This window comes from Arthrobacter sp. TmT3-37 (assembly GCF_054510835.1).
The window spans coordinates 44,796-57,175 of the sequence record NZ_JBTNDU010000008.1; the positions used below are offsets into that span (position 1 = coordinate 44,796).

The 12,380-nt window shown below is 62.0% G+C and carries 14 protein-coding genes; 9 read left to right on the top strand and 5 right to left on the bottom strand.

All coding sequences use genetic code 11. The annotated features are described in order from the left end of the window. Positions 1-14 precede the first annotated feature (14 nt). The 3 genes from ACX80U_RS11475 (at position 15) to ACX80U_RS11485 (ending at position 2,097) form a co-directional block, all read left to right on the top strand. A complete protein-coding gene (locus ACX80U_RS11475) occupies positions 15-269 on the top strand; it encodes a hypothetical protein (RefSeq protein WP_459268499.1) in 255 nt (84 codons plus the stop codon). A gap of 610 nt (positions 270-879) precedes the next feature. Then, positions 880-1,056, top strand: a complete 177-nt coding sequence (locus ACX80U_RS11480) for a DUF1059 domain-containing protein (protein ID WP_459268500.1) — start codon at positions 880-882, stop codon at positions 1,054-1,056. A gap of 357 nt (positions 1,057-1,413) precedes the next feature. Continuing rightward, positions 1,414-2,097, top strand: coding sequence for a hypothetical protein (locus ACX80U_RS11485; RefSeq protein WP_459268501.1), 684 nt, complete (start codon positions 1,414-1,416; stop codon positions 2,095-2,097). A gap of 956 nt (positions 2,098-3,053) precedes the next feature. Here ACX80U_RS11485 and ACX80U_RS11490 read toward each other — a convergent pair. From ACX80U_RS11490 to ACX80U_RS11500, 3 genes are all read right to left on the bottom strand, one after another. Next, the gene (locus ACX80U_RS11490) at positions 3,054-4,379 is read right to left on the bottom strand and encodes an AI-2E family transporter (protein ID WP_459268502.1); all 1,326 of its coding nucleotides are present in this window, start codon (positions 4,377-4,379) and stop codon (positions 3,054-3,056) included. A gap of 158 nt (positions 4,380-4,537) precedes the next feature. Continuing rightward, entirely contained in the window at positions 4,538-4,978 is a 441-nt protein-coding gene (locus ACX80U_RS11495; protein ID WP_459268503.1) for a MarR family winged helix-turn-helix transcriptional regulator, read from the bottom strand. A 260-nt stretch (positions 4,979-5,238) separates the two neighbouring features. Beyond that, entirely contained in the window at positions 5,239-6,012 is a 774-nt protein-coding gene (locus ACX80U_RS11500; protein WP_459268504.1) for a membrane protein, read from the bottom strand. 227 nt (positions 6,013-6,239) lie between these two features. Here ACX80U_RS11500 and ACX80U_RS11505 point away from each other — a divergent pair, with 227 nt between their 5' ends. From ACX80U_RS11505 to ACX80U_RS11530, 6 genes are all read left to right on the top strand, one after another. After that, entirely contained in the window at positions 6,240-7,112 is an 873-nt protein-coding gene (locus ACX80U_RS11505; protein WP_459268505.1) for a DUF2382 domain-containing protein, read from the top strand. Positions 7,113-7,224: 112 nt separating this feature from the next. Continuing rightward, on the top strand, positions 7,225-7,383 hold the full coding sequence (locus ACX80U_RS11510; RefSeq protein ID WP_459268593.1) for a helix-turn-helix transcriptional regulator: 159 nt from the start codon (positions 7,225-7,227) through the stop codon (positions 7,381-7,383). A 505-nt stretch (positions 7,384-7,888) separates the two neighbouring features. Beyond that, complete coding sequence (locus tag ACX80U_RS11515) at positions 7,889-8,170, top strand: hypothetical protein (protein WP_459268506.1); 282 nt, start codon at positions 7,889-7,891, stop codon at positions 8,168-8,170. A 191-nt stretch (positions 8,171-8,361) separates the two neighbouring features. After that, positions 8,362-9,114, top strand: a complete 753-nt coding sequence (locus tag ACX80U_RS11520) for an ANTAR domain-containing protein (protein WP_459268507.1) — start codon at positions 8,362-8,364, stop codon at positions 9,112-9,114. Between the two features lie 489 nt (positions 9,115-9,603). After that, entirely contained in the window at positions 9,604-10,500 is an 897-nt protein-coding gene (glsA, locus tag ACX80U_RS11525) for a glutaminase A (protein WP_459268508.1), read from the top strand. A 741-nt stretch (positions 10,501-11,241) separates the two neighbouring features. Beyond that, positions 11,242-11,418, top strand: coding sequence for a CsbD family protein (locus tag ACX80U_RS11530; RefSeq protein WP_459268509.1), 177 nt, complete (start codon positions 11,242-11,244; stop codon positions 11,416-11,418). A 194-nt stretch (positions 11,419-11,612) separates the two neighbouring features. Here ACX80U_RS11530 and ACX80U_RS11535 read toward each other — a convergent pair whose 3' ends face one another. Then, positions 11,613-12,026: a MarR family winged helix-turn-helix transcriptional regulator gene (locus ACX80U_RS11535; RefSeq protein WP_459268510.1), complete on the bottom strand. Its 414-nt coding sequence runs from the start codon at positions 12,024-12,026 to the stop codon at positions 11,613-11,615. Next, positions 12,023-12,331: a DUF3040 domain-containing protein gene (locus tag ACX80U_RS11540; RefSeq protein ID WP_459268511.1), complete on the bottom strand. Its 309-nt coding sequence runs from the start codon at positions 12,329-12,331 to the stop codon at positions 12,023-12,025. Before ACX80U_RS11540 ends, ACX80U_RS11535 begins: the two co-directional genes overlap by 4 nt. Between the last annotated feature and the right edge of the window lie 49 nt (positions 12,332-12,380).

Sequence of the window (12,380 nt, forward strand, 5' to 3'; positions counted from 1 at the left end):
AAGTGGTGTTGTCGGTGCACTTCGGCGACGTCGTGCTCAAGCCCGGTGACCGGCCGATCGTGTTCGCCAGCGTCGGTATCGGCATCACTCCCATGGCAGGAATGATCTCCCATCTCGTCCAGTCCAACTCCGCACGCCAGGTGACCCTGTTGCACGCCGATGACTCCGCAGAGTCCTTCGCCCTGCAGGACCAGGTCCGCGCGGACCTCGCACGACTGCCCTATGCACCCCTCATCATGTGGTTCCTGGAGCCATTCACGGACGGCTAGCAGGCAGGCAACTCCTTCACGGGTTTCATGAACCTCGACGACATCGGACTTCCCGCCGATGCGGAGTACTACCTGTGTGGGCCGCTGCCGTTCATGCAAGCTGTCCGCAGTTCCCTCATCACTTGAGGAACCCCGCGCAGGACATTCAATACGAAGTCTTCGGTCCCGACCTCTGGCTCGCAGACTTCCAATAGCAACCATCATTCTCTGTCGTAACAGGTGCTGTTGACCCCCGGGCCGGTGCCAGCAGCAAAGGTCCCCAGTAGGTCTTCCTCATGGTCATTCTCAACAGGTACCAACTGCAGGCGGCGCTGACACAAGTTGGTAGCTGGGAAGTGACCGGCGGCAGCTGGGGCGCGGGATGGTCTCAAGATCCCACTCACCGCCGGTCACGTCTTCTCCGGCCTCGAGCAGGGCTGGGAATCTATTCGGCGAGGCTCCCGCCTTATGTTCCACCCTAGAAGTTTCCTTGTTCCAGTCGTGCCTAAAGCGGTACTCACTTCCTTACTCCGACTACCTGAATCCGGGGAGCAATGGAGTGCTATAAGGTACGAATCATGGTGCCGCGCGGGGCGGCAAGCTGTCAGTTCAATGATGAAGTGAGGTCTCAATGAAGTCTTTTGCCTGCGGTGACGTGGTTCCCGGATGCGATGCGCGCTGGGTGTGCAGCTCCGACGACGAAATCCTGATCGCCGTGCAATCCCATGCCGCAGCAGCCCACGGGCTCTCCGAACTTCCGGACAGCGTCGTCCAGGCGGTGCGCGGCAACATCGTGCCCGTGCGGTAAGTTCGCTCCTCTTGGTATGACCGGTCAGGGTGTTGTGTGAACGTCAATACCAGCATCAACGACACCCTGCCCCAGGCAGTGGTTCGCAATAAGAAGCACCGGGCGGAACCGCCCCAAACTGGGTTCGGATTGCGTAGCCGGCCACGCCTTGACTGCTGGTTAGCGGGCATCGACCACCATATGACTACTCGACGTGCCCATAGTGCGGTGCGAGTGCAACGCACCCGCACCGCAGGGGCGCCCTCTTACTACTCCACACGAGTCATAACGAAAAGGGATAACGAGGGCCGCTGCCCGTCGTGGTAGCTCGCGCAAATCCTCCAACCCCTGTGATCAGGTAGCGGATGCTCTGCGTCGATGCCGGAAGGCGACGAGGGCCTGCCGGAAGAGATCGGCTCGTCCTTGCAGCTGCCGTATCAGCGGGCCCCGTGGGGTCAGTTCTACCCGGTGGTGGGCGAGAACGCGCCTGATCGTGGCTTCCAACTCGGTGGCGCCCGTCATGGCGGCGCTGGCCTGCAAGCTCATCATCGCCGTCTTGGTTTCTTCCCGGTCCTGTTCTTTCAAGGCTTGGCTGATGCAATCGATACGGGCGTCCAGCATCGCTTCAAAGGTAAGAAGGAACTCCAGGGCGATAGCCTCAGAGCCGAGGTCCGTGACGAAACCGTCAAAAACCTTCTCATCGAACGCCCCGCTGATCCCTTTCGGCGGTCCCTCCGTTCGTGCGGAACAGGCGACGGCGCGCTGATGCGCTGCGACATTCATCGTTCAGCGTCCGGAGGTAAAATGGATGAGGGGCTCCCAGGTGGACGTGGAGAACTCGCGCTGCTCGATCTCGTCCCTAACCTCTGCGTGCCGAAACTCTGTTTCAGGATGCGCTTCGAGGTCGAGGGTGTATTCGTGATCCAACTGGCACTGAATCCGGCTGTGCAGGACCTGAAGCTCGATATCCGTCAGAGCGGCAAGGTCCTCGGGGAAAGACTCAGTCGGGGCGAGTCTGCTGTTCATCGTGTCTCCTCAAAGATGCGAACAACGTACGGGTAGCAGCGAGTTAGAGCGGGAAAAGACTAGAAAGAAACTGTCAGCGTGCTGGAAGCACATCAGGAAGCAAGCATCCAAGCGTCCGCAGCAGAACCAGCAGCAGGGTTTGATGTAGAGGCAGCCTTCGTCGCATGAGCGTTTGAGGTTTCTACCGCTTGACCTTCAAAAGAAGGCGCGATGACCTTGACCGCTTCCGGTTGATTGTCACTTAGCAGCGATCGGCAGGCCTCCTCGAGGAGGAGGACCGCTTCCGGTTCCAAGTGCCTGGCCCGGGTGACGTCGACAGCAACAGCGGGTTGCGTGGGTAGGGCGCGGGCGCGTCTGATAACCGGAACGAGTGCCCGATAGTTCAGGATGGTGAAGCAGCCCGTGACGCGAATTGTGAGGGAACTGCAGGAGAGGTCGACCCTGACGAGGGCACGAAGTTTGTGGTCCATGAGGCGGGCTCCACGAGTAACGATGTCCGATGGCCGCTTGCAGGACCAGACAAAATCATACGATCCCTAGGCCATCTAGCAAAAGCAGAACTCGTGTCCCATCGGGAGAGCTCAAAAACCTACCTCAGTTCCTCAACCTCACGCCTATCTTCACGGCCTCATGCCTCTGCCACCCCGGATCGTGACCTCATTGCCCCTGCGCTGAACGAACTCATCAACAAACGTTCACCGGTGCCGCACGCCCTCTGCGACACCAGTCCTTGATCACCCCGTCGCCGCGATCCGGCGATACCCTCTCCTACGCCATTGGTACGGAGGCCACACTGATAGAGCAGGCACATTGACCACCCGCGAGGGCCGGGGTAAGCAGTGGGTTGGGCTATCCGTTTGGGATGACCTAGTGAGCTGTCGTGGGAAGCTCGACCAATTGATTGCCAGGCGTGCCGCATCGTTAAACCGCGGTATACCGTTCGTAGGATTCGCTTGCGATGGTCCAGCCGTGGTCCAGCGGTCATCCAATAGCTATGTTTGGGGGCTTTGGTCCTGATGAGAGTTGTTGCCGGTGTTGTTGGGAAGATCCTGGTCTACGGCTTGCTTGCGTGGGGCTACGAGTGGACGCTCGGAGAGGGATTGCGCGTCGACGTGGGGTAGCTCTTGTAAGGATCCTGCTTCGGCGTCGAAGTCGGGCAGGGTGGAGGGCCCGTGGCCCTGTTCGTCCATCAGGGTGTGTGTTTCGGCTTCGAGAATCTGGTCCTCGGTGATGTCTTTGTCTGCTTCGGCGTTCCATGCTTTGATGCCAGCCCATGCGACGGCTGTGAGGGGCACGGCGAGGATCGCTCCGATGATTCCGGCCAGGACGGTCCCTGCTGTGAGTGCGACGAGGATGACGAGGGGGTGCACGCTGAGGGTGTGTCCCATAACAACGGGTTGCAGGAAGTTGCCCTCGAGCTGGTTCACCAGGATGACGACGCCGAGAACGATCAGTGCTGTGACAGGTCCATTGGTGACGAGCGCTATGACCGTTGCCAGGGCTCCTGCGAGGGTCGCCCCAACGAGGGGGATGAACGCTCCGACGAACACAATGGCCGCCAGCGGCAGGGCGAGGGGTACTTTGAGGATCAGCAGTGCAAGTCCGATGAAAAAGGCATCGACGGCCGCGACAATCGCGGTTCCTCGGACGTATCCGCCCAGTACGGCGACGGTCTGATCCCCGACCCGCCTCGCTCTTACGAGACGGACGCCTTTGAAAGCGCGAAGGAGGAACGCCCACATCTGCTCGCCGTCTTTGAGGAAGAAGAACAAGATGACCATCAGCAGCAACCCTCCTGTCAGGATGTTCGTGGCTGCGCTGAGACCGGCCAGAGCCGTCGTACCGGCTGTGCTGCTCGTTGCGAAATTGAGGACAGCGTTGCGGGCGGTCTCAAGCTGCGCGTCGCTGATCGGGATCGGGCCGCTCTGAATGACGTCGATGAGCTGGTTCGCGCCTTGCGCGGCGCTGGAGACTAGGGTGTCCGTCTGACCGATGACGGCGAACACGATACCGGCCATCAGCCCCCCGACGAGGGCAAGGAGGACGGTGAAAGCCAGTGCGGTAGCCCATGAACTCGAGCATCCCTTGCGTCGCAGCCATGCGACGAAGGGCCCGATCGCGGAAGCGAGGATGAGCGCCAGGAGCAAAGGGATGACCACCAAACGCACCCGCGTGAGCGCATAGACCGCGATCACGATCAAAGCCAGAAGCAACAAAACGTGAAGCGCGCGCAAAGCAGCACGCCCAAGGGATCCTTCCCACGTCGTTGGACTGGAGGACGCTGGCGACGACGTGCGCCGGACGGAGGTCGAACTCACGAAAAAGCCTTTCGAACATGAGGACTACTGATGACAGTGACAGTGACGACGGTGACGGTGACGACGGTGATAGGAAGTGACGCGTGAGTGCTCTAGTACCGCAGCGTTGCCGGAAACACCAGGCACTTCAATCCGTAGCGCCGCCACTTCGTTCCGGATTACTGACCCGCACATCCAGGGGATTGGGCCACTTCAGGCCAGGTCGCGGCGCGTCTGATGATGGTGGTGAGGGCGGGGCGGAGGGCTTCAGCATCGATGGGTATCTCAAGTGTTTGGACGCGTTCTTGCGCGATGTCCAGGATGGACCGTCCCTCATCAGTGATGCTGACAACGAATCGGTTGTGCGCGAGGCCCCGTTGGCGGGTAATCCAATGATTTCTCTCGAGCTTTGTCAGCACAAATCCGGTGGTCTGCCCGCTGGCGAGGACCAGGGTAGCAAGCTCGGCCTGCCGGATCGGGCTTCGTTCGGCGAGGTGCTGCAGGATATGAAAACCCATCAGCGGTAAGCCAATCGTTATGAGGCAGGCCGCCGACTGTCGCCTAGCCAGACGCGCTGCGACCAACAGGAGCTGCAGGGTCGATAGATCGTCGGGCTCCACTGCGGTCCTTCCAAAATGTGTGAACGTGAAGGGCTGCTAATTCTCCCCGAGCCCTGACGGGTCCTGCGGGTCGTGCGGTTGATACGGGTTGATTTCGCTGTCCGGGGTTGGGCGTGGGCGGTTGGGTGTAGGGGGCGAATGTCCCTGAATGACACGAGAGGGGTGCTACCTGTCGGGTAGCACCCCTCTCTGTATCTCTACTCGTCCTGTCCGGACCGACCTGTAAACCTCAGAAGGTGGCCCGTCAGGACGCGGGAGGACTAGATACGGTGTGCACCATCGGGGCTGCCGGTGTTGCGCTGGCCGGTCTGTGCCTTGGCCTGCTGGGCTTTGCCCTTGAGCTGCTGCCCGGCTGAGGGCGCGGCGTCAGCGTGCGCCTTGATCTTCGGGGCTTCTTCTTCGGCCTTGTTCAGGTAGCCTTCCCACCGCTTGGACATCGGACCGATGAGCCCGCCACCGACGCCGACGACGATCACTCCGACGATTGCCGCCAAAACGGCGATCAGGATCGGGGTGGTGACCGTGGTGGCGATCTCGACCTGATTCAGGGCAGCGATGATGCCAATGCCGAGGATGAAGATACTCGCGATGTTCGCCAGGATCCTGCCGTAGGACAGACCACCGAGAGCGTTCTGAATCAGTGACTTCACGGCCGCCGCGATCGCGGCGGCGATCACGACGATGACGATCGCGACGATGATCTTGGGCAGGAACGCGATGATGCCGGCCAGCAGATCACTAACCGGGTTCGGCCCGAAGACACCGAAGGCGAACTGCAGGACGAACAGGACCAGGAAGTAGTAGACGACCTTGGACACGATGTCGCTGGCGTCGAGCTTGGACTGGGCCAAGGCCTTCTTCACGCCGCCGCGCTCCACCGCACGATCGAAGCCGACCTTCTCGAGGAGCTTGTCCAGAGCCTTGGAGATCACCTTCGCGATGATCAGGCCGACGATGAGGATGACGAGGAACAGGACGAGTTTCGGTACGAACTCGACCACGGTCGCCAGACCGGTTCTGAGTGTTTCTTCCATGGGTGTTTCCTTCAAGCGCGTGGGGAGCCGGGTTCAGGGCGCCCCCACACGCCACCAGCAGCTATCAGGCTCACAGTAGGGTGCACACTCTTGCAAAGCAAGTAGGCTTACTATAAGACTGCTTATGGAGTTGGCAACGTCATTGACAGACCAGTACGAGCGTCACGCAAATTCTTGTTTCCCACCATGACCGGGCATTTGGCCCGGCTCAACCCAGAAGGAATTCCATGCTTACGCAGAACGACATCGACAGCATCCTCTCCGGCCGCGGCCACGTCCTGGACAGCAACGGCACCAAGGTCGGATCCGTCGGCCAGGTCTACCTGGACGACCAGACCGGCGACCCGAGCTGGGTCACCGTCAAGACCGGCCTGTTCGGCACCTCGGAGTCCTTTGCCCCCCTGCAGGGCGCGAACGTCAACGGTGACGATGTGACCATCGCCTACACCAAGGAGCAGGTCAAGGACGCACCCCGTGTGGAGTCCGACGGCCAAATCAGCCCCGAGGAAGAGGACCGCCTCTACCGCCATTACGAGCTCTCCGGCCACTCGGGTCGGACTGAAACCAACACCACGGGGACCACGGGCACTACGACCGGGACTGCCGGGTACGAAACCGGCTACCAGTCCGGCGACGAACGCCGTGACCGCTCCGACACCACAGTTGGCCACGACACCTCCGGACCGACCACGGACGATGCGATGACCCGCTCGGAGGAGCAGCTCCACGTCGGCACCGAGCGCCGCGAGGTCGGTAAGGCCCGCCTGCGTAAGTACGTCGTCACCGAGAACGTCACCCAGACCGTCCCCGTGTCGCATGAGGAGGTCCGCATCGAGCGTGAGCCCATCACCGACGCTAACCGCGGCGATGCCTACGACGGTCCTGCGATCAGCGAGGAGGAACACGAAGTCATCCTCCACGCCGAGCGCCCCGTCGTGGAGAAGGAAGCCGTTGCTGTTGAACGCGTCCGCCTCGGCAAGGAAACCGTTACCGAGCAGGAAACCGTCACCAGCGATGTGCGCAAAGAAGAGATCGAACTCCTTGACACCGACGAAACCACCACCACAGACGGACCCGACACCACGGGGCGTCGCCACTAAGCAGGTAGGATCGCCGACAGACCGATCGGCGCAACGTCATGAACCGAGGGGCGCCGCGGATGCGGCGCCCCTCGGCATGTTGCAGCGGACCGGGTTTTGAACAAGCAGTCCACTGGCGCAGCGCGATCTCCGACACCTTGACCAGAAGCGGCGCAGCAATCGCGTCGGCGTTTCCCGCCAGACCATCATTTCCATAGAACGGGGACGCTCCGATCCGTCCCTACCGCTGGCCTTCCAACTGGCGGCCATCTTCGGAACACCCCTCGAGTAACTCTTTTCCCCGACGACGCACCCTCGTCAAGGAATACTGCTGGCGCGTCCGACACCTCGGTAGGCTGACAGGTATGACCGGGGAAAGCTTGGATGACAGCGCGCCCAGCGCCTCCCGGATGACTGTCCTCGTTTCCTCGACCACAGGAGGCTTTGGTTGAGGAGCGGGCGCACCTGTTGGTTCCTGTTTGCCGCAGCCTGCGAAAATTGCAGCGGCCGTAGTTTCTGCTGGGCGCATCATGATCCTCGAACACCTCGATAACCCCGGGTATACGGCGCTTATCCGACCTGTCCGTCTGACGTGTCGATGGGTGCTCCGGGTGTGACCCCAACGCAACGTAGCGGGACGAGTAGCAAACCCTCGGTGTTCTCACGGCGGTAGTCCTAAGCGGTCAACGCCTTGTGGACGATGGCGAGCATGAGCCGCAAGGGGAAAGTTTGGGTGGCGCCCGGGTGCTGTGCTTGCTGGCATAGAAGGACTGGCACTGACACTGGAAGGAATCCCGATGACCGGCCCACTGGACGTTCAACACCGCACGGCCATGCAACTCGTTGCAGACAATGCACTGCATCCCTGGGACTTGTGGGTCGAGTACGTTGCCGTCGCCGGCAACGCGCCCGAGGAAGCTGTTGCCGCTTACATGTATGGCAGGGGTGACCTTCCACCCTTGGAGCGCAACCTTCTCGACATAGCGTTGCAAAGCCTCCTCGAGAAGGAATGGCAGCAACGCCCGCACGGCATCTTCCTCAACCTTCAGGAATACAGCACCCTGTACGACAACCACTAGTCATTCTGTAGGGCAGATCCTCTGACATCACGGCCGTATCGACAGGTTGGGCAGGTTGGGCAGGTTGGGCAGGTTGGGCAGGTTGGTTGCGTCGCACGCGCATGACAGTCGCCCTGGTCGCCTGGGGCGCTTCGGTGGCCTGGATGGCTTGGGCGACGTCGGTAGCGTCAGGGCAGTAGGATCGTCTTCTTATGCCCGATGAACAGGAATTGGCCCGTGAGGCCGAAGAAGACAGTCTGACCGCGGTACTGCAGGACATGGTTCTGGACAGCGAGGATGTACAGACATTCCTCACCGGACTAGTCCAAGTCGCTGCGCACTCGTTTTCGGGTGCTTATGGTGAAGTGTTCTGTGGCGTGACGCTGCTCCGCCCGCGGTCGATGGTGACCGTGGCCAGCAGCAGCGAACAAGCGCAGCTGATGGACGAAGTCCAGTACGGGTTCGATGACGGGCCATGCCTGCGGGCAGCCCGTGAAGGCTACACCGTGCACATCCCTGACTTTCTGACCGAGACACGGTTCCCGGAGTACCGGGAAGCGATCGCAGCGCACGGGATCCGCTCCGCGCTCGGTATCCCCATCCGCCTCGACTCAGGCGCCAGTGCCGGCCTAGACTTCTACTCCACCAAGCCCCACGCCTTTGACGACAAGGGCATCGCCGTGGCCGAAGGGCTGGGGCGCGATGCTTCCCGGTCGTTGCGGCTTGCGGTGCGCATCGCGCAGCTCGGCGACGAAGCGCGGAACCGTCAAGCCGCGATGGAATCACGCACAGTCATCGATCTGGCGGCCGGTGCGATCATGGCGCAGAACCGATGCACCCAGCAGGAAGCGATGACCATCCTGCGTCGGGCGTCCAACGCACGCAACGTGAAACTCAAAGACCTCGCCACAACCATGGTGGCCGCCCTCGGCCAGTCCACCCCGGTCGAAACCCACTTCGACTAGACCCCGCAAACAGGGCCCCCTACCGCTCGATCACGGACCGCAGTTCCGCGGTCCAGTGTCGAGACTAATGAGGGTGAACTGGCGAAGTGAAAGTGCAGTGGAGACGACACGGTGTCCATCGTGAGTGCTATTTGAGCTCAGCTTCAAGGAAGTGGCACTGCGTCGTCGAGGTGCTTCGTTGTGGTGGGGGCAGACGCAGCATGACGCCAGATCAGGTGTGGTGGTCAAAGCCGGGTCCTCTGCGTGCTTTGCTGGCATGTGAACGCTCTTCGAAACCGCGAGGACTGGCTATGTCCGGGTCGCAGCTGGCGAGGCTCTCACCGGCAGTCATTCCTGTCGTTGCAGGCCATTGCCCTGCCCGCAGTCAACCGCACCCGTAACTACCTTCATACAGGACCACCTGTGTCACTGTGGATGGATGACACCGGGCGCAGGAACCTACGACCTCGAGGACCTGCGGGCGCGGGTCATGCAACAAACGGCGGATCGGTGGATGACAGCATCCCGGAACTCGCCGCCGCGGACGCCGACCAATGCGCGGTGGCCCTGGCCCTGCCCGACGGGACGGTGCGCGGCACCACGCAGGCGGAGTCGCCGTTCAGCGTGCAGTCGGCGGTCAAACCATTCCTGTTCGCCCTGGCCCTGCTGGACACGGGCGGCGATGCCCTGGACCTCATCGGCATCGAACCGACCGGCGAAGCCTTCGACGCGATCAAGCTCGAGAGCGGCACCGGCCGCCCACCCAACCCGATGGTCAACGCCGGAGCGCTGCTCACGGCATCGCTCATCGACGGCAGTAATGTTGACGAGCGTAACGAGCGGATCCTCCGAGGCCTCTCCGCCTTCGCCGGGCGTCGGCTCGAGGTGGATGACAGCGTTGCCCACAACGAGCACCTCCTCGGGGACCGCAACCACGCCCTCGCACACCTCATGCGCGCGGAGGGAACCCTGCACGTCAGTGCCGACGATGCTGTCGCCGTCTACGCTCGCGCCTGCGCTGTCCTGGTCGACGTGAAGGCCCTCGCGGTGATGGGGGCGACCCTCGCCTGCGGCGGAGTCAACCCGGTGACGGAGGAGCGCGTCGTCCCGGCGGCCGCGGCCCGCGACGTCGTCTCGGTCATGGCGACCTGCGGTGTGTATGACGGCTCAGGCCGATGGATGCGCGCAATCGGCATCCCCGCGAAGTCCAGCGTCTCCGGAGCGATCGTGCTCTCCGCCCCCGGGCGGCTCGGTGCCGCGGTCATAAGCCCGCCTCTCGACGAACAGGGGACGAGCGTGCGCGGGCGAGTCACCGCCGACCTTCTGAGCGTCGAGCTCGATCTGCACGCCTTCGACCCGGCAACGGGCGGCGACCGCGAGGGACGCGCGTCCCGCACCGAGCTCTGACCTCGTCAAGCATCGCCGCGTCGACCCTGGTGGTCACCGGCCTGTCGCACGTCGAACTCGCCCAGCGGGGGCGCTGAGAGACAGCACAGTCATCATGCACTCACTCCTTACGTTCTATCGCCGCTCCTCGGCTGCCAGAATACTGAGGGTGCGGAAGGTCGCCGTCGTCTGCACCCGGTCACCGCCGCATCACGTCGACCCAGTCCGCCAACGCTTCGATGAGATGCTGCAGCCCTTCTGACGTGTTGGGGCGGACGCATCCCCGAAGCCGTCCATGTCGCCCGTATGTGCTGGTGCGCAGCGTTCTGCTACCGGGAGAAAAGATCGAGTGCTTAAGCGACAATGAAACCCGGTTTCATCCTTGAAATGACATACCCGGACTTAGCTGCAGGAACGGGACGCGTGCCCCGGCATTCTGACTCGCCGCGGCCCTCTGCGCCGGAGGATCGTCGTGCAGACCTCCGCATCAATCTCTGTTCGCGTACCGACCGGCGATCACCGAGCGGGCAGCCACGCCACCGTCAGGACCAGCCTGGAGGCCACCTCCAGTGGACGGAACATGAAACCGAACGCCGTAACCACGACCGTCGTGCAGCCCCTCAGCCAGGAAAACCCCTCCACCCACGTCGGCAACCCGCGCACGCTGGACACCCACATACCGATCATAAGCATGCTTACAATAAAGAGTCGGCTCCAGGGCCGATCGTATAACCACTGACCTCGACAGTAAGGAGAAGCATCATGGGACTGGATGACAAGATCAGCAACGCCGCGCAGAAGCTCATCGGCCAGGGCAAAGAAGCCACCGGCACCGCTACAGGCGATGAAAGCCTGAAAGCGGAAGGTCAAAGCGATCAGGCCAAGGGTGACCTGAAGCAGGCCGGCGAGAAGCTCAAGGACGCCTTCAAAAAGGACTGACGCCCAGCCCACCTGCCACCTGAGTGGATCCGGTGACTGGGTACGAGAACATAGAAGGGGAGTGCACCCGTATCGGGGCACTCCCCTTCTATGTGCCTGGTCCTTTTATGTGCCTGGTCCTTCGCCACTACTCCTGCAGGCGGGTCGGATCGGCCTCGCCCGTCGTGGTGGCTCGGACGTGCACTGCAGGGCCGTTATTCAGGGCATTGTGTGGCGCGGTTGATGATCGTGGCGAGAATCGGACGCAGGACGTCGATGTCGGTGGGCAGTTGGAGGGTACGGAGGCGTTCCTGCGCGGCCGCGAAAAGGGCCCGGCCTTGCTCGGTGATGTTTACGGCGACCTGGTTCTGGGCTAGTCCGCGCTTCCGGGTGATCCACTGGTTGGTCTCCAGCGTGGTGAGGACGGCGCCGAGAGTTTGGGAGCGGACAAGGACCAGGCGGGCGAGTTCGGATTGCAGGATGGGGCTTCGCTCGTTGAGGTACTCGAGGATGTAGTAGCCCAGTTGGGGCAGTCCGAGTGCTTTGAGGTAGGCCGCTGATTCGCGTTGGACAGCCCGGGCCGCTACTGACAGTAGCTGCAGGGAGGACCAGTGATCGGGTTTCATCATGGGATGTCCCCGCGTGTCTGGGCCCTCCCTTTGGCAGGCTGGCAGCTACGTCCGGCCAGATGAGCCCTGGTCCCGCCGATGATCATGAGGATAATCCCGAAGATACCAATCAGAGGGATGTTCACGATGGCGGCAAGGATCAGGAGCACGAATGCGACGAGCACGATGACCACCTGCGCCGGTGAACCATCCGTAGTGCGTCTGATCCAGCCGCTTCCGCTGAGCTGAACCGTTCGGGGATCCTCGGCTGCCAGTTGCCGCTCGAGTTCCCTCCACTGCCGGCGTTCCTCCGCAGATAGCCCCATCTCGTTCTCCCTCCTGACCTTCAGTTGTGCTGCGAACTCTTCACGTTTG